The sequence below is a fragment of the Micromonospora sp. WMMD812 genome, from assembly GCF_027497215.1.
Lineage (GTDB): Bacteria > Actinomycetota > Actinomycetes > Mycobacteriales > Micromonosporaceae > Micromonospora.
This window is the reverse complement of record NZ_CP114904.1, coordinates 3,168,598-3,189,753: the sequence shown is the minus strand read 5'-3', so window position 1 is coordinate 3,189,753 and position 21,156 is coordinate 3,168,598. Positions and strand designations below refer to the sequence as shown.

Here is a 21,156-nt window from a genome sequence, read left to right as displayed (position 1 = left end):
CCGACGTGAGGAGTACGCATGGCAGTGCAGACCGGACTGGGTGAGCCGCGCGGTCCCTGGTTCGTCTCCCCGGAGCTGGACCCGGACGGGCGGGGACGCTGGGACGGGCCCGGCTCGGGGCGCGACGCGGGTGGCCGGCGCTGGCGGCGCCGGGCGCTCGCCGCACTGGCGGTGGTGGCCCTCTCCACGGCCTCCGGCGCGGCGGCCGGCGGCTGGGTGGCGAGCCGCGACGGCGCACCCGGCCCGGCGGCGGCGTCGGCGGCACCCGTGCCGGCGGAGCTGGTCACGGCGGCCGAGCGGACGGTGCCCGGCGTGGTGTCCGTGATGGTCGGCGGCGGCGGGTCCGGCGCGGCGACGGCCACCGGGTCCGGCTTCGCCGTGGACGACCAGCAGCACATCATCACGAACGACCACATCCTGGCCAAGGGCGGCGGCGGGTCGGTCACCGTCGAGCTGCCGGACGGCCGGCGGTACACCGCGGAGGTGGTCGGCCGGGAGGCGCGCAGCGACCTGGCGGTGCTCAAGGTGCCGTCGAACGCGGGGTTGGCGCCGTTGCCGCTGGCGAAGCCGGGGTCCACCCGGGTCGGCGAGCCGGTGCTGGCGGTCGGGTCGCCCCTCGGCCTCGCCGGCACCGTCACGGCCGGGATCGTCAGCGCGTTGAACCGGCAGGTGCGGCTGGGCGCGAACCGGCACACGGCGGTGCAAACCGACGCGTCCATCAACCCGGGCAACTCCGGCGGCCCACTGGTCAACGCCCGAGGTGAGGTGGTCGGGGTGAACACCGCGATCGCCACCATCGACGGCAACGGCTCGATCGGCATCGGCTTCGCCATCCCGATCGACCAGGTGCAGCAGACCGCCGACACGATCATCGGCAAGGGCGGCTGAGCTGCGGGTACCGGCGTTCTGCGCCGCGTGGGAAGGCTTTCACTGTCGGATATCCGGCCCGGGAGCATCGGGCCATGGAAATATTACGCTCAGTATGGATACTGGCGTGGGTGGAGCGTCCTCTCATCGCGGTCCTCCTGGTGGTGGGCCTGCTCATCGGGTTGGGTGTGGGATCGGCCTACACGCGCGCGCGGCGCGGCTGGGCCGACTATCAGACGGTCAAGAAGAGCGTGCCGGGCGCGCGGAAGACGGCCTGGCTGCTGATCCGCGCGGTCACCACGAAGGTCGGCGTCATCGCCCTGCTCCTGGTCGGCGCGGTCGCGTACGCCGCAGCCGGCTCCGACGACGAGACGGCCGGACCGGCGCCGAGCCCGTCCGTGACGAGCCCGTCCCCGTCCCCGAGCGAGCGGGCCGGGCGATAGCCTCGGGGAGTGGATGACGGACTGCGGGTGAGCGACCGATGGGTCGTTCCCGCCGGTGAGCTGCGGGAGCGGTTCTCCCGGTCGTCCGGCCCGGGTGGGCAGGGAGTCAACACCGCCGACTCCCGGGTCGAGCTGAGCTTCGACCTGGCCGGCTCGCCCAGCGTGCCGGAATCGCTGCGCGCCCGGGCGCTGAGCCGGCTCGCCGGCCGGCTCGTCGACGGCGTGTTGACCATCGCGGCCAGCGAGCACCGGGCCCAGCTGGCCAACCGCGAGGCCGCCCGGGAGCGGCTGGTCGCGCTGCTGCGGGAGGCCGTGGCGCCGCCGCCTCCGCCCCGCCGGCCGACCCGTCCGTCGAGAGGGGCCAAGGAACGCCGGCTGGCCGAGAAGAAGCGCCAGTCGCAGCGCAAGCGGGAACGCCGCGTCGACGGGGAGTGACCGCCGCTCCGGACCGGCCGCGCCAGCTCGGGCCCGGCCGCCTCGCGCGGCCGGGGCGCGCTACGCCGGGAGCGTCGTGCCGCGGCCGGTAAATCGGCGGCGTCCGGCGGGCTTCGGGCCGTACCGTCTCGGGGCATGACCACCGACACCCTGCGGGACCTGCACGGCGTACCCGTGCTCGACTGCGCCGACGACGGCCCGGCGCTGCGCGACGACGCCGACGCGCTCGACGTGATCGGCGACGCGCTGGGGCGCGGCGCGGAGCTGGTCGTGCTGCCGGCCGGCCGGCTCGACGACGCGTTCTTCCAGCTGCGCAGCGGGGTGGCCGGCGAGATCGTCCAGAAGTTCGTCAACTACCGGCTGCGGCTCGCCGTCGTCGGTGACATCTCCGCGCACCTGGCGGCCAGCTCGGCGTTGCGGGACTTCGTGACCGAGTCCAACCGCGGCCGCCAGCTCTGGTTCCTGCCCAGCCGGGCCGACCTCGAGGAGCGGCTCGGGCCGGCCGGCCCGCGATGACCGTCCCCTTCTCGGTCAAACCCACGCTGACCGGCGAGCGCGTGCTGCTGCGCCCGTTCGTCGACGCGGACCTGGACACATTCCGGGTCGTGCTGGCCGACCCCGAGGTGTGCCGGCTGACCGGCAGCCCGCCGGACGACGCGCCGGACGAGGAGCGGCTGCGGCAGTGGTATGGCAGCCGCAACGCGCAGACCGACCGTCTCGACCTGGCGGTGGTGGACCGGGAGCGCGGCGCCTGCGTCGGGGAGGTGGTGCTCAACCTGTGGGAGCCGCACAACCACAGCTGCAGCTTCCGCATCCTCATCGGGCCGGGCGGGCGCGACCGCGGCCTGGGCGTTGAGGCCACCCGGCTGATGGTCGGGTATGCCTTCGAGCAGCTCGGCCTGCACCGGGTGTCGCTGGAGGTGTACGCCTTCAACCCGCGCGCCCGGCGGGTGTACGAGAAGGTCGGGTTCGTGGCCGAGGGGGTGCTGCGGGACGCGCTGCGCGACGGCGAGGACTGGGTGGACGCCAGCGTGATGTCGATCCTGGCGCCGGAGTGGGCGGCGCACCGGGGCCACCCGGAGGACGTGCCCGCGCGGGGTCTCACCTAGGGCCGCACCCGCTCAGAGAAGGCGGTCGCACGCCGCGACCAGGCGCTCCCGCAGCGGCGCGGAGCGCTCCGCGAACGACCGCTGCGCCCGCACGTACTCGTGCCGGCCCTTGACCGTCTCGACGCGACGGGCGGGTAGCCCAGGTCGGCGAGGTCGTACGGGCTGGCCCGCATGTCCAGTAGAGGTCCATGTACACGGCGATCGCGTACATTTCGTCACCGCATGCGTCCGCTATCGCCGCTCGCACCGTCTTCTGGCAGGCTTGCAGACCGTGATCGATGAGTTCGCCAAGGATTACCTCCACCATGAACTGCGCACAGTGCGCGAGGCGCTGGTCTGGAAACTTGACGGGCTCTCCGAATACGACATCCGCCGCCCCCTGACGGCGACGGGCACCAACCTCCTCGGGTTGGTCAAGCACAAGGCTTACTCGGAGGCCAGGTATTTCGGCGAGGTCTTCGCCCGGCCGTTCCCCGGACCGATACCGCGGTGGAACGATGCGGGCGCCTGGAAGAACGAACACTGGGCCACTGAGCACGAAACGCGCGCGCACATCGTGGGTCTCTACCGGTCCGTCTGCGAGCACTCGGATGCGACGATCAACGCCCTGCCCATCGACGCGCCTGGACACGTACCGTGGTGGCCAAGGCCAGACGTGAAGCTGTTCAACGTCATGGTCCACATTCTCAACGGCACCACCCGGCATGCCGGACACGCCGACATCCTGCGTGAACACTTGGACGGCAGGACCGGGACGACGGCCGCGTACGAGGAACCGATCGACGCCGCTGCCCGCGAAGCCTACTGCGCGAAGGTCGAACAAGCCGCCAAGGCTGCTGGCGCCCCCCTCGATCGCCGCGGTGACTGAGAGCGTTGGTCAGCCGCCAGAGGCAGCGAGGAGTCGGTCGCATTCCGCGATCAGGCGCGAACGCAGGGGCGCAGCCCGTTCCGCGAACGACCGCTGGGCCCGCACATACTCGTGCCTGCCCTCGACGGTCTCGACCTTTATGGGCGGATAGCCCAGTTCGGAGAGGTCGTACGGAGAGGCGCGCATGTCCAGCGTCCGGATCTCCTTCGCCAGCTCGAAGCAGTCGGCTACGAGTTCCGAGGAGGTCAGCGGTGAGAGCTTGCTTGCGTACTTATAGAGGTCCATGTTGGCGTGCAGGCAGCCCGGCTGCTCGTGCGCGTGCTGGGTCTCCCGTGTCGGGCTGAGCAGGTTCAGGGGACGGGCCGGCGCGGTGAAGAAGCGGAACGCGTCGAAGTGGCTGCACCGGATCCGGTTCTCCTCCACCGTCCGCGCGGTCTGCTCCGGGCTGAGCCGCAGGGGCCAGGCGTTGTGCCGGACCTCCGCCTGGGTCTGCCGGTAGACCATCGCCCACTCGTGCATCCCGAAGCAGCCGAGGTGCGCGGGCCGGCCGGCGGTCGCCGCGAGCAGCGACCGGATCCAGTGGATCGACTCGGCGCGCCGGGCGCGTACCGCCTCGGTGTCGAGCGTGACCCCGGCGGCGCCGGCGCGGTAGTCGCGGCCGAACTCGGCCGGGGCCGCGTCGCGCAGCTCGACCCCCGCGCCGGGGTGCCAGCGCCGCAGCTGGGCCGGACGGTACGAGTAGTAGGTGAAGAGGAAGTCCTCCACCGGATGCTTCTCGCCGCGGCGCCGCCGGGCCAGGTGCGGGGTGAGCCAGGCGTCGACCCGTTCCTCGTGCGCCGCCCGCCGGGCGCGCCAGACCGCCGCGTCGAGCGCGGTGGTGGAGGCGAGGGCGGCGGTCACGGACCCCAGGGTACGACCGCCGCCCACGAGCCGGTCAGGGCACGTCCACCCGCACCCCGGCGGAGAACACCCCGCTGCGCAGCTCGAGCTGCTTCGGCGGGTCCCGCCCGTCGACGGTGAAGACCAGCGGCAGCACCACCCGGCTTCCGGCGGCCACCGGTTGGGCGAAGACGTCCCGCCCCAGGTTCGCCTTCCGGGTGGCCGGCTCGTCGGTGCCCACCCACCGGCCGCCGGGCAGGTACGCCCGCTGGAGCTGCCCGTGCCAGGCCTGGTGCTCCGGGGTGAGGTTGCGCACACCGACCGTGGCCTGGCACTGCCGCCCGGTGGCGGCGCCGGCGGCCGAACAGGCGACCCGGTACACGGTGAACTCGAACGCCGTCTCGCGCAGCGGCACGCCCACCGCGCCGGAGACCCCCTTCCCGCGCCAGGCGCCGGCGGTCGGCTGCTTGTCCGTGTCGATCGCGGCGACCTCACGGGTGGCCGTCCAGCCGGCCAGGCCCACCACACCGGCGAGCACCGCCACGGCCACCGGCACGATCAGCCACACCGGCGGGGTGCGCCGGCGGGATACCGGCCGGGGCGTCGCCGGCCGCGGGTAGACGGTTCCCCTGCCGCGCCGAGGGTCGGCGGGCGGCTCGGCGTCGGCGGCGAGCGCGGCGGCCACCGGGCGGCGACGCCGGCGCCGCCACACCCACCAGCTCACTCCGGCGAGCAGCAGCACCGCGACCAGTGCGCCCACGAGCACCGGGGGCCGCTGCCATGCCGGCGTCCCCTCGTCACGGGTCACCGGCCCGGCCGCCGCGTTCCAGGTGGCGGTCGCGCAGTCGTACGGCCGGCTGCCGTCGCTCGTGAAGGCGCAGGCCGGCGCGGTCACCGGCTGGCCCACGGGGGCGGCGGCGAGCGACGTGTTCAACGTCGTGACGCTCCGCGCCGGCAGCTTCAACCGCCAGGTGACCTCGCTCGCCGACTGTCCGGTCATCCGGGTGGCCTGACCGCCGGCGGTGATGACCGAGGGTTCGGTCCCGGCCGGCAGTTCCTGGCGGATCGTGGTGTCCACCGGGGCGTTCCCGGTGTTGCGGACGTGGATCCGGTAGGCCGGCGCCGGTGTGGGGGCGGGCGCGACCGCCACGGTGACCGGCGGTTTGGGCGGTGGTGGCAGGGCCTGGGTGGGTGTGGGTATCGCCGGCGGCGCCGCGGGCATGCCCGGTCCGGCCGAGCCGGACGGCGAGGAGCCGGACTCCTCCGACGGCGACGGCTCCGGCGCCGCCACCGCCGCCGGTCGCGGCTGCGCGGCCGCCGGTCCGGGAACCACCGCGGGCAGTGCCGGCACGGCGGCGAGGATGCCGAGGCAGTGTACGAACACCGCGAGGGCCTTGTGTGGTCGTGTCGATGCAGGCATACGAACGAACCTCCGAGGCCGACGCTAGGGGCGCGGTCACGTCGTGCGGGTACGAAGTCGCGAAACCGGCCCCGCTCACCCGCCGTTCGCGTAGGCTGCGTCGCCGCCCCCGACCCGCCGGCCTGGCCCGGTCCGGCCGCGCGCGGGGATAGATTGTGCTGGTGCGTATCGCTCGTTTCGCTCATGCCAAGGGAATGTCGTTCGGGGTCGTCGAGGGCGAGTCGGAGGCCGGGCCGCAGGGCCTGACCATCGCCGAGATCGAGGGCCACCCGTTCGGCAAGATCACTTTCAGTGGGGCCCGCTGGGCCCTCTCCGACGTCCGCCTGCTCTCGCCGATCCTGCCCAGCAAGGTGGTCTGCGTCGGCCGCAACTACGCCGAGCACGCCGCGGAGCACGGCAGCGAGGTGCCGAAGGAGCCGCTGCTCTTCCTCAAGCCGTCCACCTCGGTGATCGGGCCGCGGGATGCGATCCGACTGCCGATCTTCTCCAAGCAGGTCGAGCACGAGGCGGAGCTCGCGGTGGTGATCGGGGCGCCGGGCGCGCGCCGGGCCGACCGCTCGGCCGCCGAGAAGGCCATCTTCGGCTACACCTGCGCCAACGACGTGACCGCTCGGGACCTGCAGCGCTCCGACGGCCAGTGGACCCGGGCCAAGGGGTTCGACTCGTTCTGCCCGATCGGCCCGTGGATCACCACCGGGCTGGACGTCCGCGACCTGGAGGTCCGCTGCGAGGTGGGGCCCGACCCGGACGCCCTGGAGGTCCGCCAGCTCGGTCGCACCAGTGACATGGTCTTCGACGTGCCGGCGCTGGTGTCGTACATCTCGCACGTGATGACGCTGCTGCCCGGCGACGTGGTGCTCACCGGCACTCCGGCGGGGGTTAGCCCGCTCACCGACGGGGATACGGTCACCGTGCGGATCGAGGGGATCGGCGAGCTCACCAATCCGGTGGTGCCGGTCGCCTGATCCGGCGTCCGACAACCCGAAACCCCAGGTCAGATGGGACGTAGGGGGTTGGATTTGGCCTGCTGGCGGCGGGAGGGTAAAGTTCATTCCCGGCGCCGCAAGGGGCCAATGGGGTATGGGGTAATTGGCAGCCCGACTGATTCTGGTTCAGTTAGTCTAGGTTCGAGTCCTGGTACCCCAGCAACCGGTGTTCGCGAGAATGTCGGTCGCTGCTGTGTGTCGGAGTTCCGCTCCGGCCCCCGCGAGGGGGGCGGAAAGAGTTCTGGTAGACTTCAGCGGCGCCGCTCGGCAGAGCGGCGAAGGAAAGATGGTTCTGGCCCCGTCGTCTAGCGGCCCAGGACGCCGCCCTCTCAAGGCGGTAGCGCCGGTTCGAATCCGGTCGGGGCTACAGCAGGAAGTGCCCGTCTCGCGTTAGCGAGGCGGGCACTTCGCCTTTTGCGCGACTTACCCCTCTCCGCCCCCGCCACACCCCCACGCACCTGTTGATCATGAGGTAGACGGCGAAGATGATCTCCGAATCCGCCGCAAAGCTCATGATCGACAGGCGCTTGGGGGTGGGGGTTAGAGGCCGGAGAGGCGTTGGCCGGCGCGGACGACGGCCATGGCGTGGCGTTCGCCCGGCCGGCGGCCGAGGCGCTCGATCGGGCCGGAGATGCTGACCGCGGCGATCACCCGCCCGGTGCGGTCCCGGATCGGCGCCGAGACGCTCGCCACACCGGCCTCCCGCTCGGCCACGCTCTGCGCCCAGCCGCGGCGCCGGACCTCGGCCAGCGTGCGGCCGGTGAACTTGGATCGCGGCAGCAGCGGCATCACGGCCTCCGGCGGCTCCCAGGCGAGCAGGATCTGGGCCGCCGATCCGGCCGTCATCGGCAGCACCGACCCCACCGGCACGGTGTCGCGCAGCCCGCTGGCCCGCTCGGCGGCGGCCACGCAGATCCGCTCGTCCGCGCGGCGCAGGTACAGCTGCGCGCTCTCGCCGGTGGCGTCGCGCAGCGCGGCCAGCAGCGGCTCCGCGGCGGTCAGCAGGACGTCCGGCGCCGCGTTGGCCAGCTCACCCAGCCGTGGCCCGGGACGCCAGCGACCCTGGGTGTCCCGGACCAGCATCCGGTGGATCTCCAGCGCCTGCGCCAACCGGTGCGCGGTGGCCCGGGGCAGCTTCGTGCGTTCAACGAGTTCGGCCAGGCTGGCGCCGTCGACGCAGGCGGCCAGGATGACCACCGCCTTGTCGAGAACGCCGACACCGCTCATACTGTGTCCCACAAGCCGAAATTTACCTCCCAGAATTTAGGATGTCCAGATGGTGGGAGTCACTCCCCGGCCAAGGACCTTGGCCGAAAAGGTGTGGGACGCGCACGTCGTACGATCCGCCGCGGGCGAGCCGGACCTGCTCTACATCGACCTGCACCTCCTGCACGAGGTGACCAGCCCGCAGGCCTTCGACGGGCTGCGGCTCGCCGGCCGCCCGGTGCGTCGGCCGGACCTGACGATCGCGACGGAGGACCACAACACGCCGACCGGGTACGCCGATCCGGCGTTCCGGCAGCGGCGCGGCGACCTGCTCACCATCGCCGACCCCACCTCGCGCACCCAGATCGAGACGTTGCGCCGCAACTGCGCCGAGTTCGGCGTGCGGCTGCACCCGCTGGGTGACGACAACCAGGGCATCGTGCACGTCATCGGCCCGCAGCTCGGGCTGACCCAGCCCGGCATGACCATCGTCTGCGGCGACTCGCACACCGCCACCCACGGCGCGTTCGGCGCCCTCGCCTTCGGCATCGGCACCAGCGAGGTCGAGCACGTGCTCGCCACCCAGACACTGCCGCAGAGCCGACCGAAGACCATGGCCGTCACCGTCACCGGCCGGCTCGGCCCCGGCGTCACCGCCAAGGACCTGGTCCTCGCGCTGATCGCCAAGGTGGGCACCGGCGGCGGGCGCGGGCACGTCGTCGAGTACCGCGGCGAGGCGATCCGCGCCCTCTCCATGGAGGGCCGGATGACGATCGCCAACATGTCCATCGAGTGGGGCGCCAAGGCCGGCATGATCGCGCCGGACGAGACGACCTTCGCGTACCTCAAGGGGCGGCCGAACGCGCCGCAGGGCGCGGACTGGGACGCGGCGGTCGCGTACTGGCGGACGCTGCCCACCGACGAGGGCGCGACCTTCGACGCCGAGGTGACTCTCGATGCCGGCGAGGTCACCCCGTTCGTCACCTGGGGCACCAACCCGGGGCAGGGCGCGCCGCTGAGCGCGTCGGTGCCGGACCCGGAGGAGTTCCACAGCGAGCCGGAGCGCGCGGCCGCCCGCCGGGCGCTGGAGTACATGGACCTGCGCCCCGGCGTGGCGCTGCGCGACCTGCCGGTCGACGTGGTCTTCGTCGGCTCCTGCACGAACGGCCGGCTGGAGGATCTGCGTGCCGCCGCCGACGTGCTCCGGGGGCACCGGGTGGCCGACGGGGTGCGGATGCTGGTCGTGCCCGGATCGGCCGCGGTCCGTGAGGCGGCCGAGACGGAGGGGCTGGACAAGGTCTTCACCGACGCCGGCGCCGAGTGGCGCTTCGCCGGTTGTTCGATGTGCCTGGGCATGAACCCGGACACGCTCAAGCCGGGCGAGCGCTCCGCCTCCACCTCCAACCGCAACTTCGAGGGCCGTCAGGGACGGGGTGGGCGTACGCACCTGGTCTCCCCGCCGGTCGCCGCCGCGACCGCCGTGGTCGGCCGGCTCGCCGCTCCCGCCGATCTGTGAGGGGACACCGCTGATGGAGAAGTTCACCACCCACACCGGCACCGCCGTGCCGCTGCGTCGTTCCAACGTGGACACCGATCAGATCATCCCGGCCGTGTACCTCAAGCGGGTGACCCGGACCGGTTTCGCCGACGGACTCTTCAGCGCCTGGCGGGAAGATCCGGAATTCGTTCTCAACGATCAATCGTATTCAGGTGCGTCGATTCTGGTCGCCGGCCCGGAGTTCGGCACCGGGTCCTCCCGGGAGCATGCCGTCTGGGCGCTGCGGGACTGGGGGTTCCGGGCGGTGATCGCCCCCCGCTTCGGTGACATCTTCCGCGGCAACTCGCTCAAGGAGGGTCTGCTGCCGGTCGAGTTGGAATTGAAAGCCGTCGAAGAAATCTGGAACGCCGTCGAGTCCGACCCGAGCACGCCGGTCACCGTCGACCTGACCGCCCGCGAGGTCCGCGCCGGGGACGCCACCTGGTCGTTCCCGCTGGACGATTTCAGCCGCTGGCGCTTGATGGAGGGCTTGGATGACATTGGACTCACCCTTCGCCACGAGGCCGAGATCGGCGCCTACGAGGGCGGCCGACGGCCGTTCCTGCCGTCCGTGGCATAGCCGTACGCCCGACCGCACATCGGATTCCGCCCCCACCGGCCCCGCCGGTGGGGGCGAATCCGTTACGACACAAGGGCTTTTTTCCACCGAATGTTTGTGTCCAGCCAGCACAGGGCATACCGTGCGCGCAGAATGGCTCGCGACGAGTCAGTTGCACAATCGGGAGGAAGTCGTGAACAAGGCCGAGCTCATCGAGGCGCTCGCTGTTCGCCTGGGGGACCGGAAGACGGCGTCGGCCGCGCTCGAGGCGGTCCTCACTGAGGTCCAGGCGGCGGTCACCAAGGGCGAGAAGGTGGCGATCACCGGTTTCGGAGCGTTCGAAAAGCGTGTCCGTGGCGCGCGAACAGCCCGGAACCCCCGTACCGGCGAGGCGGTGAAGGTCAAGAAGACATCGGTCCCGAGTTTCCGACCCGGGGCCGGGTTCAAGGAGATGGTGGCCAGCGGCAAGGTGCCGAAGGCCACGGCGGCGGCGAAGAAGACCGTCACGGCCGCCAAGACGACCGGGGCGAAGGCGACCGGCGCCAAGGCCACGGCGGCCAAGAAGACCGCAGCGGCGAAGACGGCGGCGGCGAAGAAGACCACCACCGCGACGAAGACCGCCGCGGCGAAGAAGACCACGGCGGCGACCAAGGCCGCCACCACCAAGAAGGCCGCCGCCAGCAAGAAGGCCGCCCCGGCGCGGAAGACCGCGGCGGCGGGCCGGACCGCCGCGGCGAAGAAGACCACCACGGCGGCCAGCAGGACCACGGCGGCCAAGAAGGCGCCGGCGAAGAAGGCGCCGGCTAAGAAGGCCACCACCCGGCGCTGACCGGGCCGGTTCGAAGGGCGTCCCCCGCAACGGGTGGGCGCCCTTCGGCGTACCCGCAGGCGTCGGCCCCGGCCGACCGCCGCGCGGAGAATCGTCGGGCCGCGCCCGGCCGGCGCGACGACGGTCAGAGGCGCTCGGTGGAGAGCAGCCCGTCGGCGGCGAAGGCGAGCAGCCAGCCGCCGCCCTTGGACGTGGTGAAATCCTCCCCGACGCGGCCGGTGAGCCGCTCCAGAGCACCGGGGATCACCTTGCCCTGGCTGCACACCGCGACCCGCTCGTCGGCACCGGCCAGCTCCAGCAGGCGGGCGGCGAGGGCGAGCGTGCGCTCGTCGTGCTGCTGGCCCGGCCCGGGCTCGTCCAGGTCGCCGCAGATCTCGATCGGCAGGTCGAGCTGGGCGGCGGCCGGGTCGAGGGTTTGGACGCACCGGCGCGGTGACGCCGAGACCAGCCGGGTCGGCCGTACCAGCGCGACCAGCGCCGCCACCGCCCGCGCCTGCGCCCAGCCCTCGGCGTCGAGCTGCCGGGCGGTGTCCGGCCCGGACCAGGTGCCCCGCTTCCCGGCGTGCGCGTGCCGGAACAGGGCCACCGTCCCGGTCACCGGCGGCAGCGCGGCGAACGCCGCCAGCACCTCGGCGTCGTGCGGGTAGCTGACCAGCCGGATCGCCTCGTCCACGCCGAGCCAGCACACCTCGTCGACCTCGGTGCCGGGCTGGAAGCCGCCCTTCGCGACCGCCCGCATCGACCAATAGTCGACCACCTTGGGCTGGCCCTCGCTGCGGTAGTGGGCGGACGGCAGCCGGACCTGCGGCACCGCGCGTACATCGGTCTCCTCGGCAACCTCGCGTACCGCCGCCACCAAGGGGTGCTCGGCCGGCTCCAGCTTTCCCTTCGGCAGCGACCAGTCGCCGTAGCGGGGGCGGTGCACCAGGCAGACCTCGACCCCGGCCGGCGTCGGCCGCCAGGCCACGCCGCCGGCGGCCCGGATCTCGGTCACCTCAGCCACCTGGTCCGTTTCCGCCGGGTCGCCCGGTGCCAGGCGGCCGGGAACTCCGCCCGCACGCGGCGTACGGTGGCCCGCTCCCGTTCGGCGAGCCGGCCGGCGGTCACGGCCAGTTCGTGGTCCGTCGGATTCGCGGCGGCCAGGGCCAGCCAGGTCTCCGCGGCGACCGCCGCGTCCTGGTGCTCGCCGAGCAGGTCCTGCACCCGGGCCAGCGCGGTGGCGAGCTTCCGGGCGCCCCCGCCGAGCACCGGCGCGACGGCGCCCACGGCGTACCGGGCCTGCTTGCCCTGCTTGCGCACCGCGTGCCACCGGTCGTCCGGGCCGGTCGGGTCGAGCGACGCCACCTCGCCCGGACGGTCCTTCCCGCCGGCGAGCCGCCGCCAGGGCTTCGCGACCAGCCTGGGCAGCACCCGGGTGGCGGGCTCTGCCGCCTCCGGCGTGAGCCGGGGCGCCCGGGCGGCCAGCACCAGGGCGTCCACCAGGGCCAGATAGCGCGGGGAGCCGAGCGCCTCGTCCACCGCCGCGAGCGCCCGCTCCTGCCGGTCGGCGAGCGCGGCGTCCAGCCGGTCCACGGCGGCCGGGTCGAGCGGGCTGGTGGGGTCGGCCGTGGCGGTGCGCCGCAACCGGTCACGCAGCACCTCGGCGTCGCGGGCCGCGCCGAGCACCCCGGCGAGCCAGCGCAGCTCGTCGCGGAGCGGGCGGGACCACGCCGACCGCAGCACCGGGGCGAAGGTCCGCAGGTCGCTGCGGAGCCGCCGGCAGGCCACCCGCATCTGGTGCACCGGGGTGTCGCCGTCCAGCGGTACGCGGAGCCGGACCAGCGGGTCGTGCTCCACCAGCCGTCGTACGCCGTGCCGGACCGCCTGGGTCACCACGTCCCCGGCGGTCGGGTGGGCCGGCAGGCCGGCGGGCGCGGTGAGGTCGGGCTCGCCCTGGGCCGCCGGGCCGAGCGCGCGGACGTGCTTCGGCACGAACGAGCCGCCCCGCGCCCCGGCCGCCCGCAGCACCGACCCGACCCGGTCCAGCAGCGCCCGACCGCCGGCCTTCCGCTCCACCTCCAACTCCCGGAAGGCGCCGGTGGTGGACCCGTCGCCGGCGAGCGTGGTCACCCGGTCGTCGACCACCTCGGCGAGCACCTCGCCGCCCGCCCCCACGACGTCGTACGCGTGCCGCTCGGTGCGTACCACCGTGGCCGGGGCCAGCGGCGCGCCCCGGGCGTGGACGCTGACCAGCCCGGCCAGCTCCGCGGGCGGGTCACCGGCCGGCCCGGGACGGGAGATCTCCTGCCGGATGCCCGGGATGTCGGTGGGCAGCTTCACCGTCCACGGCAGCTCGTCGCCCTCACGGCGGCGCAGCGAGACGCCGGCCCGGGCCAGCCGCAGGTCGACCGTGTCGAAGTAGGTGGCGACCAGGGTGACCGGCGGCCGGGCCCGGACTCCGCCGCCGGACGGTGCGGCGCTGGCCAGGTCGGGCAGCACGAAGGTGTCGTCCACCTCGTACTTTCGCTCCTCCTCCACCATCCCGTCAGCCTATGCCTCGCGGTCAGCCGGCGGTGCCGCCCACTCGGCGCAGCAACAGCTCCTGCAGGTGGGCCAGCGGCTCCTCCGCGGTGCCCGTCCGCCGGAACCACGTGCCGTCCGCGGACAGCTCGAACGCCTCCACGTCCGGGCTCATCGCGGCGGTCACCACATGGTCCAGCTCGGCCCGGGCGACCGGGTCCGTGACCTGCACCAGCGCCTCCACCCGGCGGTCCAGGTTGCGGTGCATCAGGTCCGCCGACCCGATCCAGAACTCGGCGTCACCGTTGTTGCCGAATCGGAAGATCCGCGAGTGCTCCAGGAACCGGCCGAGGATCGAGCGGACCCGGATGTTCTCCGACAGCCCGGACACCCCGGGCCGCAGCGTGCACATGCCCCGGATCAACAGGTCGACGTGGACCCCGGCCCGGGAGGCACGGTAGAGGGCGTCGGTGATCTGCTCGTCGACCAGCGAGTTCACCTTGAACTGCACCAGGCCGGGCATGCCGAGCCGGACGTGCGAGATCTCCCGTTCGATCCGTTCGATGAGCCCGCTGCGGATGCCCTGCGGGGCCACCAGCAGCCGCCGGTACGCGGTCTGCCGGCTGTAGCCGGTGAGGACGTTGAACAGGTCGGTCAGGTCGGCCCCGATCTCCGGGTCGGCGGTGAGCATGCCGAAGTCCTCGTAGAGCCGGGCGGTCTTCGGGTGGTAGTTGCCGGTACCGATGTGGCAGTAGCGACGGATCTGGTTGCCCTCCTGCCGGACGACGAGCGCCGTCTTGCAGTGCGTCTTCAGCCCGACCAGGCCGTACACCACGTGGCAGCCGGCGCGTTCCAGCGTCCTTGCCCAGCCGATGTTGGCCACCTCGTCGAAGCGCGCCTTCACCTCCACCAGCACCACCACCTGCTTGCCCGCGGCGGCGGCGTCGACCAGGGCGTCGACGATGGGGGAGTCGCCGCTGGTGCGGTAGAGCGTCTGCTTGATGGCCAGCACGTTCGGGTCGGCGGCCGCCTGCTCGATGAAGCGCTGCACGCTGGTCGCGAACGAGTGGTACGGGTGGTGTACGAGGATGTCACCGTCGCGCAGGGTCGCGAAGACGCTGCGCGGCACCTCGCCCTCGGTGAGCCGCGGGTGGGTGGCCGGCACGAAGGGCTTGTCCTTCAGGTCGGGCCGGTCGGCCTCGTTGTAGAGCTGCCAGAGCGCGGAGAGGTCGAGCAGGCCGGGCACCCGCAGCACGTCCTGGTCGTCCATGTCCAGCTCGCGGACCAGCAGCTCGAGCGTGTGGTCGGTGATCGACGCGGCCACCTCCAGCCGCACCGGTGGGCCGAACCGGCGCCGGGCCAGCTCCCGCTCGAGCGCCTGGAGCAGGTCCTCGTCGCGGTCCTCGTCGACCTCCACCTCGGCGTTGCGGGTGACCCGGAACAGGTGGCACTCGACCACCTGCATGCCGGAGAACAGCTGCCCCAGGTGCACCGAGATCAGGTCCTCCACCGGCAGCATCCGCAGCCCGGGCTGGTCCCGGGCGACCCGGACGAACCGGGGCACGTTGTTCGGCACCTTCACCCGGGCGAACAGCTCCGACCCGCCGTCCGGATCGCGTACCGCGACGGCCAGGTTGAGCGACCGTCCGGAGATGTACGGGAACGGGTGCGCCGGGTCGACCGCGAGCGGCGTCAGGACCGGGAAGATCTGCTCGCGGAAGTACGTGCGCAGCCGCTCCCGCTCGGCGTCGTCCAGGTCGCTCCAGCGCAGGATCCGGATGTCCTCGGCGGCGAGCTTCGGCAGCACGTCGTCGACGAAGCACGCGGCGTGCCGGGCGACCAGCGCCGCGGTCTTCTCCGAGACCTGCTCCAGCTGGGTCCGCAGCGGCATCCGGTCGCCACCGCGGACCGGCAGGCCGGCCTGCAGCCGGCGCTTCAGCCCGGCGACCCGCACCATGTAGAACTCGTCCAGGTTGCTCGCGAAGATGGCCAGGAACTTGGCCCGCTCCAGCAGCGGCGTGCGGGGGTCCTCGGCGAGCGTCAGCACCCGGGCGTTGAAGTCGAGCCAGGAGAGCTCGCGGTTGAGGAACCGGTCCTCGGGCAGCGGCTCGACGACCGGTGGTTCGTCGTCGGGCAGGCCCGGAACCGGGCCCGGGGTGGCGGGACCGGGGGTGGCGACCGGGTCCAGCACCTCGTCCAGCCCAGAGGAGGCGGCCGGCGCGTCGGAGTCGGGGACGTCGGTGCGGGCGGCCGAGGATTGCTCGGCCTGGTTCAGGTCGTCGGGCAGGTCGTCCGGGCGAAATCGGCCGTCGGCGCCGCGCAGGCGGGTGCCGTTGCGGGCCGCGGAGCGCTCGGTCGCGGGCTGGGCGGGGTTCTCGCGAGGGGTGCTCACCTGCTCATAATCACCCGATTTCAGTGAACGCAAAATGAACTTGGCGGCGACGCGTCAGCTCATCGTCGGCAACGTCACCCGTATCACGTCGCCGGCCGCGTCGGTCTCCACCCGGAGCCGCTGGCCGAGCCGCAGCAGGCGCAGCCCGGAGGCGTCGAAGGCGCGGGTCGGGAACGCGAGCTCGGTCCCGTCGTCGAGCAGCAGCACGCCGCTGCGGGTCGCCGCGTCGTAGGTGGCCACCGTGCCCTGCATGCCAGCACCGTACACCGGACGGGGCACGCTCAGCCCGGCGTGGCGGCCGGGCAGCGGGGTCCGGCGAGGCCGGCGGTGCGCGGCCCCAACCCGAGCCCGACCGCGGCGGCGAGGTCGTCCGCGGTGTCCACGTCCCGGCGCAGGCTCGGCCAGTCGCCAACCAGCGGCAGCGCCCCGCTGGCCAGGTGCGCCGCGGCCGAGCCGACCCCGAACCGGGGGTCCAGCGGCACCCCCGGCGGCGCGGCGAGCAGCACGGTGCCGTCGCCGGGGGCGTCGGCCACGAACCGGCGTACGGGCGGGCCGTCCTGCGCCGCCCGCAGCGCGGCGGCCAGCTCGGCCGGGCGCAGCGCGGGCAGGTCGGCGGTGAGGCCGGCGACCCACCCGCCGGGCGCGGCGGAGGCGCCGTGCCGGAACGCCGCGTTCAACCCGGCGTCCGGCAGGTCCGGCAGCACCCGCGCACCCGCCTCCCGGGCCACCGCGCCCACGCGGGTGTCGTCAGTGACGACCACCACCCCGGCGACCGCCGGGCAGGCCAGCACCGCGCGGACCGTGTCGGCCGCCAGGGCGAGCGCCAGCTCCTCGTGGGGTACGCCCGGCAGGGCCCCCCGCAGCCGGCTCTTCGCCGCGGCCAGGGGCTTCACCGGCACCACCACGGTCCACCTCGGCTGACTCACACCGCAATCCTGCCAGCCGGACGGCGGTACCCTCACTGGCCCGTACCACGGGGGAGCAGGCATGATTTCGGCTGCGGGTGGCACCGGCGGGTCCGGTGCCGGGGCCCGGGCGGCACGAGGAGGCGCGGTGGCACGGCGGAGGCTGGGGTTCTGGGCACGGTTTGCCGTGGTGCTGGTGAAGCCGCTGATGACCGTGTGGACCCGGCGGACCTGGCGCGGCATGGAGCACCTCCGCCGGGACGGCGGCATGATCATCGTGCCGAACCACCTGTCGCACGCCGATCCACTGGTCTCCGCGCACTTCATCTACGACGCCGGGCGCTGGCCGCAGTACCTGGGCAAGGCGAGCGTGTTCCGGGTGCCGGTGGTCGGTTGGATCCTGCACCGCTGCCGGCAGATCCCCGTGGAGCGCGGCACGGTGGACGCGGCCAGGTCGCTGGACGCGCTGGTCGCCGCGGTCAACGCGGGCGGCGCCGTGGTGATCTACCCCGAGGGCACCACCACCCGCGAACCGGAGCTGTGGCCGATGAGGGGCAAGACCGGCGCCGCGCGGCTGGCGCTGGCCACGGGCGCGCCGGTCGTCCCGGTGGCCATGTGGGGGCCGGAGCGGATCTTCGACCCGCGGACGGCCCGGCTCAGCCTGCGCCCGCGGATCCCGGTGACCGTGGTGGCCGGCCCGCCGATCGACCTGACCCGCTGGGCCGGCGCCCAGCCGACCCGGGCCACCCTCGAGGAGATGACGGACGTGATCATGCTGCGCCTGCGCGACATGGTCGCCGACATCCGCGGCGGCACGCCGCCGCCGCTCTGGGAGCGACCTGGTCGGGCGCAGCGCCAGCAGCAGGGCGATGTGGCGTGAGCGAGCGGAGCGAGCGAACCATCGGGCACAGCAGCGGGGCGCCTCACGGCGCCGCGGAGCGAAGCGGAGCGGCGGCGTGAGCGAGCGGAGTGGGCACGTCGCGGTGCTGGGTGCGGGCTCGTGGGGCACCGCGTTCGCCAAGATCCTCGCCGACGCGGGCCGGGACGTCACGATCTGGGCCCGGCGGCAGCGGATCGCCGACGCCCTGCGCGCCGAGCGGCGTAACCCGGAGTACCTGCCGGAGCTGGTCCTGCCGGCCCGGGTGACCGCGACCGGGGACGCCGCCGAGGCCATCGCCGGCGCCGAGCTGGTGGTGCTGGCGGTGCCGTCGCAGACCCTGCGGGGCAACCTCGCCGAGTGGGCCGGGCACCTGCACCCGGACGCCACACTGGTATCGCTGATGAAGGGCATCGAGCTGGGCACCACCCGCCGGATGAGCGAGGTGATCGTGGAGACCGCCGGGGTGGCGGCCGACCGGGTCGTGGTGGTTTCCGGCCCGAACCTCGCCCCGGAGATCGCGGGCGAGCAGCCGGCCGCGACCGTGGTCGCCGGGACGGACAGCCGGCGGACCACGCTCGTGCAGTCGTCGATCCGGACGCCGTACTTCCGCCCCTACACCAACGACGACGTGATCGGCTGCGAGCTGGGCGGGGCGGTCAAGAACGTGATCGCCCTGGCGTACGGCATCGCGACCGCGATGGGTTTCGGCGACAACACCCGGGCGATGCTGATGACCCGAGGCCTGGCCGAGACCGCCCGGCTGGGCGTGGCGCTCGGCGCGGACCCGATCACCTTCGCCGGCCTGGCCGGAATGGGTGACCTGGTGGCCTCCTGCTCGTCCCCGTTGGCCCGCAACCGCACGTTCGGCGAACACCTGGGCCGCGGCGAGACACTGGAGCAGGCGCAGACCGCGACCCGGCAGACCGCCGAGGGCGTGAAGAGCTGCCTGGCCATCCGTGACCTGGCCCGGGCCCACGGCGTGGAGATGCCGATCACCGAGCAGGTCGAGCGGATCTGCCACGAGGGGATGGACCCGCGTCTCGCCGTGGACACCCTGATGAGCCGCACCGCCAAGCCCGAGTCGTACGAGTGAGGATCTGATGAGCGACATGGGGGACGGCACACGCTGCGTGCACGCCGGCCTGCCGGAACCCGAGCCCGGGCAGCCTTTCCTGCCCGGCCCGGTCTTCGCCGCGCCGTACCACCTCGACCCGTTCCAGGGCCCCTCGGCGGCACCGAACGGCTACGGCCGGCCCGACAACCCGACCCGGCGGCTGCTGGAGGCGGCCATCGGCGAGCTGGAGGGCGGCGACTGCCGGGTCTTCGCCAGTGGGCAGGCGGCGATCACCGGGCTGCTGCTGACCGTGCTGCGGCCGGGGGACACCGTGGTCCTCCCCACCGACGGGTACTTCCCGGTGCGAGCGTTCGCCACCGACGTGCTGGCGGAACTGGGCGTACGCGTGCGCTACGCGCCGACCGTCGGGCCCTACCCAGCCCTGGACGGCGTCCGGCTGGTGCTGGTGGAGACCCCGGCGAACCCGGGCCTGGACGTGGTCGACGTGGCCGCCCTGGCGCACCAGGCGCACGCGGCGGGCGCGCTGCTCGCGGTGGACAACACCACCGCCACCCCGCTCGGCCAGCGGCCGCTGGACCTCGGCGCGGACCTGGTCGTCGCCTCCGGCACGAAGGCGCTCACCGGCCACTCCGACCTGCTGCTCGGCTACCTGGCCAGCCGGTCCGCGAAGCTGCTCGACGCGCTGACCGGGTGGCGCAACCTGACCGGGGCGATTCCCGGCCCATTCGACGCGTGGCTGGCCCACCGGTCGCTGGCCACCCTGGACCTGCGGCTGGCCCGGCAGACCGCCAACGCGGCTGCCGTCGCGGCGCTGCTCGCCGGCCGCACGGACGTGACCGGCCTTCGCTGGCCCGGCCGGCCGGAGGACCCGGCGTACCCGGTGGCCTCGGCCCAGATGCGCCGGATGCCCGGCGTGCTCTCCTTCGACCTCGGCGACGCCGACCGGGTCGGCCGGTTCGTCGACGCCGCCCGGCTGGTCGTCGCGGCCACCTCGTTCGGCGGGCTGCACACCACCGCGGACCGGCGGGCCCAGTGGGGCGACGACACGGCGCCGGGCTTCGTCCGGCTCTCGTGCGGGGTGGAGGACACCGCGGACCTGGCGGCCGACATCGCCGCCGCGCTCGACGCCAGCGGGCCGGCGGACTGACCGACGACCGGGCGGGTTATCGTTCGGGTTGCCTGTCGAAGGCCCCGACCAGAGGAGGTGAGTCCGATCCACCAGACAGCAGGACCGGCGCTCCCTCCCGGATCCACGCCGCGCCGATAGCGGCCACCGGGAGCGCCGACGAGCGCATCCGGAGGCTTGCCATGACCGTGCCGTTCTCTCCCGACCGCCCCTCCCTCGTACGCCAGCTGCGCGCCGCCGGCTGCGTCTACGCCGAGGACGAGGCGGACCTGCTCCTCGACGCCGCCGACTCGCCGACCGCGCTGGCCGACCTCGTCGACCGTCGCATCGCCGGGACGCCGCTGGAACACCTGCTCGGCTGGGCGGAGTTCTGCGGCCTGCGGGTGTCCCTCGACCCCGGCGTCTTCGTGCCACGCGGGCGGACCGCCCTGCTGGTCGCGGCCGCCGCGGCGGTCACCGGCCCGGCACCAGCCGTCGTGGACCTCTGCTGCGGCTCCGGGGCCACCACCCTGGCCCTGGCACGGCGGCTCGCGCCACGCTGGCTGGCCGCCGCCGACATCGACCCGGCCGCGGTGGCGTGCGCCCGGCGCAACCTCGCCGCCCTCGACGTGCCGGTGTTCCAGGGGGATCTGTTCGCGCCGCTGCCGAACCGCTGGCAGGGACGGTTGGACCTGGTCGTCGCCAACGCCCCGTACGTGCCGACCGCGGCGGTGGCGCTGATGCCCCCGGAGGCACGGCTACACGAGGCGCCGGTGGCCCTGGACGGCGGCCCGGACGGGCTGGCCGTGCTGCGCCGGGTGGCCGCCGGAGCGGCCCGCTGGCTGGCACCCGGCGGGCACCTGGTGGTCGAGGCGGCCGCACGGCAGACCGGCGCCCTCTGCGCCGAGCTGACCGCCGCCGGGCTGGTGCCCAGCGTGCGGCACGACGAGGACCTGGAGGCGACCGCGGTGACCGCCCGCCGCCCGGCCTGACCGCGCCGCGTCGGCTGGCTGGCCGCGGTGTCGGGGCCCGGCAGACGGACCACGGGTGAGCGTCATGACTCTGAGGCATATTTCTGCCTCAGAGTCAGCGCTTTGGATGACATGTCCGTCCATGCCCGCCCCCGCACAGCGAGCAGCCCGATGCCGAGGGGCGGCCCCAT

General features: G+C 73.7%; 22 protein-coding genes, 2 tRNA genes and 1 pseudogene. 16 read left to right on the top strand and 9 right to left on the bottom strand.

Features of this window, described 5'->3' with window-relative positions:
• Nucleotides 1-18 precede the first annotated feature (18 nt).
• From O7603_RS14595 to O7603_RS14575, 5 genes are all read left to right on the top strand, one after another.
• On the top strand, nucleotides 19-888 hold the full coding sequence (locus O7603_RS14595; protein WP_281576245.1) for a trypsin-like peptidase domain-containing protein: 870 nt from the start codon (nucleotides 19-21) through the stop codon (nucleotides 886-888).
• A gap of 110 nt (nucleotides 889-998) precedes the next feature.
• Nucleotides 999-1,310 (top strand): hypothetical protein, encoded by a 312-nt coding sequence (locus O7603_RS14590; protein WP_281576244.1) that lies wholly within the window; start codon nucleotides 999-1,001, stop codon nucleotides 1,308-1,310.
• A gap of 9 nt (nucleotides 1,311-1,319) precedes the next feature.
• Nucleotides 1,320-1,745, top strand: coding sequence for an alternative ribosome rescue aminoacyl-tRNA hydrolase ArfB (arfB, locus tag O7603_RS14585; RefSeq protein WP_281576243.1), 426 nt, complete (start codon nucleotides 1,320-1,322; stop codon nucleotides 1,743-1,745).
• 135 nt (nucleotides 1,746-1,880) lie between these two features.
• Nucleotides 1,881-2,261, top strand: coding sequence for a DUF4180 domain-containing protein (locus O7603_RS14580; RefSeq protein ID WP_281576242.1), 381 nt, complete (start codon nucleotides 1,881-1,883; stop codon nucleotides 2,259-2,261).
• Complete coding sequence (locus O7603_RS14575) at nucleotides 2,258-2,854, top strand: GNAT family protein (protein WP_281576241.1); 597 nt, start codon at nucleotides 2,258-2,260, stop codon at nucleotides 2,852-2,854. Before O7603_RS14580 ends, O7603_RS14575 begins: the two co-directional genes overlap by 4 nt.
• A 12-nt stretch (nucleotides 2,855-2,866) precedes the next feature.
• Here O7603_RS14575 and O7603_RS14570 read toward each other — a convergent pair.
• Nucleotides 2,867-3,033, bottom strand: a pseudogene (locus O7603_RS14570) (3-methyladenine DNA glycosylase); the annotation flags it as partial.
• Nucleotides 3,034-3,125: 92 nt separating this feature from the next.
• On the opposite strand from O7603_RS14570, the gene O7603_RS14565 reads away from it, so the two are divergent.
• Nucleotides 3,126-3,722 carry a DinB family protein gene (locus O7603_RS14565; protein WP_281576240.1) on the top strand — a complete coding sequence of 199 codons (597 nt, stop codon included), beginning with the start codon at nucleotides 3,126-3,128 and terminating at the stop codon, nucleotides 3,720-3,722.
• A 9-nt stretch (nucleotides 3,723-3,731) separates the two neighbouring features.
• Here the strand turns inward: O7603_RS14565 and O7603_RS14560 are convergent, their stop codons facing one another.
• A complete protein-coding gene (locus O7603_RS14560; RefSeq protein ID WP_281576239.1) occupies nucleotides 3,732-4,622 on the bottom strand; it encodes a 3-methyladenine DNA glycosylase in 891 nt (296 codons plus the stop codon).
• A 34-nt stretch (nucleotides 4,623-4,656) separates the two neighbouring features.
• Entirely contained in the window at nucleotides 4,657-6,021 is a 1,365-nt protein-coding gene (locus tag O7603_RS14555; RefSeq protein WP_281576238.1) for a hypothetical protein, read from the bottom strand.
• 161 nt (nucleotides 6,022-6,182) lie between these two features.
• Between O7603_RS14555 and O7603_RS14550 the strand changes: the two genes are divergently transcribed.
• From O7603_RS14550 to O7603_RS14540, 3 genes are all read left to right on the top strand, one after another.
• Nucleotides 6,183-6,986 carry a fumarylacetoacetate hydrolase family protein gene (locus tag O7603_RS14550; RefSeq protein WP_281576237.1) on the top strand — a complete coding sequence of 268 codons (804 nt, stop codon included), beginning with the start codon at nucleotides 6,183-6,185 and terminating at the stop codon, nucleotides 6,984-6,986.
• Between the two features lie 109 nt (nucleotides 6,987-7,095).
• Nucleotides 7,096-7,167: transfer RNA gene (locus tag O7603_RS14545), tRNA-Gln, on the top strand.
• 134 nt (nucleotides 7,168-7,301) lie between these two features.
• Nucleotides 7,302-7,374: transfer RNA gene (locus O7603_RS14540), tRNA-Glu, on the top strand.
• A gap of 173 nt (nucleotides 7,375-7,547) precedes the next feature.
• Here the strand turns inward: O7603_RS14540 and O7603_RS14535 are convergent.
• On the bottom strand, nucleotides 7,548-8,234 hold the full coding sequence (locus O7603_RS14535; RefSeq protein ID WP_036374687.1) for an IclR family transcriptional regulator: 687 nt from the start codon (nucleotides 8,232-8,234) through the stop codon (nucleotides 7,548-7,550).
• A gap of 49 nt (nucleotides 8,235-8,283) precedes the next feature.
• Between O7603_RS14535 and leuC the strand changes: the two genes are divergently transcribed.
• The 3 genes from leuC to O7603_RS14520 all read left to right on the top strand — a co-directional run bounded on the left by leuC (nucleotide 8,284) and on the right by O7603_RS14520 (nucleotide 11,138).
• Entirely contained in the window at nucleotides 8,284-9,729 is a 1,446-nt protein-coding gene (leuC, locus tag O7603_RS14530; RefSeq protein ID WP_281576236.1) for a 3-isopropylmalate dehydratase large subunit, read from the top strand.
• 13 nt (nucleotides 9,730-9,742) lie between these two features.
• On the top strand, nucleotides 9,743-10,330 hold the full coding sequence (gene leuD, locus O7603_RS14525) for a 3-isopropylmalate dehydratase small subunit (RefSeq protein WP_281576235.1): 588 nt from the start codon (nucleotides 9,743-9,745) through the stop codon (nucleotides 10,328-10,330).
• Between the two features lie 172 nt (nucleotides 10,331-10,502).
• Nucleotides 10,503-11,138 (top strand): HU family DNA-binding protein, encoded by a 636-nt coding sequence (locus O7603_RS14520; RefSeq protein ID WP_348651062.1) that lies wholly within the window; start codon nucleotides 10,503-10,505, stop codon nucleotides 11,136-11,138.
• Between the two features lie 124 nt (nucleotides 11,139-11,262).
• On the opposite strand, the gene O7603_RS14515 is transcribed toward O7603_RS14520, so the two are convergent.
• From O7603_RS14515 to cofC, 5 genes are read right to left on the bottom strand one after another with little or no spacing between them, the layout of a single operon-like run.
• The gene (locus tag O7603_RS14515) at nucleotides 11,263-12,141 is read right to left on the bottom strand and encodes an NUDIX hydrolase (protein ID WP_281576233.1); all 879 of its coding nucleotides are present in this window, start codon (nucleotides 12,139-12,141) and stop codon (nucleotides 11,263-11,265) included.
• On the bottom strand, nucleotides 12,129-13,658 hold the full coding sequence (locus O7603_RS14510; RefSeq protein WP_281576232.1) for a CYTH and CHAD domain-containing protein: 1,530 nt from the start codon (nucleotides 13,656-13,658) through the stop codon (nucleotides 12,129-12,131). The genes O7603_RS14515 and O7603_RS14510 overlap by 13 nt, the downstream gene beginning before the upstream one ends.
• A 22-nt stretch (nucleotides 13,659-13,680) precedes the next feature.
• Complete coding sequence (locus O7603_RS14505) at nucleotides 13,681-16,029, bottom strand: RNA degradosome polyphosphate kinase (protein WP_281576231.1); 2,349 nt, start codon at nucleotides 16,027-16,029, stop codon at nucleotides 13,681-13,683.
• Between the two features lie 54 nt (nucleotides 16,030-16,083).
• Nucleotides 16,084-16,281: a cold-shock protein gene (locus tag O7603_RS14500; protein ID WP_281576230.1), complete on the bottom strand. Its 198-nt coding sequence runs from the start codon at nucleotides 16,279-16,281 to the stop codon at nucleotides 16,084-16,086.
• A gap of 29 nt (nucleotides 16,282-16,310) precedes the next feature.
• A complete protein-coding gene (gene cofC / locus O7603_RS14495) occupies nucleotides 16,311-16,955 on the bottom strand; it encodes a 2-phospho-L-lactate guanylyltransferase (protein WP_281576229.1) in 645 nt (214 codons plus the stop codon).
• Between the two features lie 127 nt (nucleotides 16,956-17,082).
• Here cofC and O7603_RS14490 point away from each other — a divergent pair, with 127 nt between their 5' ends.
• The 4 genes from O7603_RS14490 to O7603_RS14475 all read left to right on the top strand — a co-directional run bounded on the left by O7603_RS14490 (nucleotide 17,083) and on the right by O7603_RS14475 (nucleotide 20,986).
• Nucleotides 17,083-17,814 carry a lysophospholipid acyltransferase family protein gene (locus O7603_RS14490; protein WP_281576228.1) on the top strand — a complete coding sequence of 244 codons (732 nt, stop codon included), beginning with the start codon at nucleotides 17,083-17,085 and terminating at the stop codon, nucleotides 17,812-17,814.
• A gap of 76 nt (nucleotides 17,815-17,890) precedes the next feature.
• Nucleotides 17,891-18,907: an NAD(P)H-dependent glycerol-3-phosphate dehydrogenase gene (locus O7603_RS14485; protein WP_281576227.1), complete on the top strand. Its 1,017-nt coding sequence runs from the start codon at nucleotides 17,891-17,893 to the stop codon at nucleotides 18,905-18,907.
• A 7-nt stretch (nucleotides 18,908-18,914) separates the two neighbouring features.
• Nucleotides 18,915-20,036 carry a cystathionine gamma-lyase gene (locus tag O7603_RS14480; protein ID WP_281576226.1) on the top strand — a complete coding sequence of 374 codons (1,122 nt, stop codon included), beginning with the start codon at nucleotides 18,915-18,917 and terminating at the stop codon, nucleotides 20,034-20,036.
• A gap of 161 nt (nucleotides 20,037-20,197) precedes the next feature.
• The gene (locus O7603_RS14475; protein ID WP_281576225.1) at nucleotides 20,198-20,986 is read left to right on the top strand and encodes a putative protein N(5)-glutamine methyltransferase; all 789 of its coding nucleotides are present in this window, start codon (nucleotides 20,198-20,200) and stop codon (nucleotides 20,984-20,986) included.
• Nucleotides 20,987-21,156 lie beyond the last annotated feature (170 nt).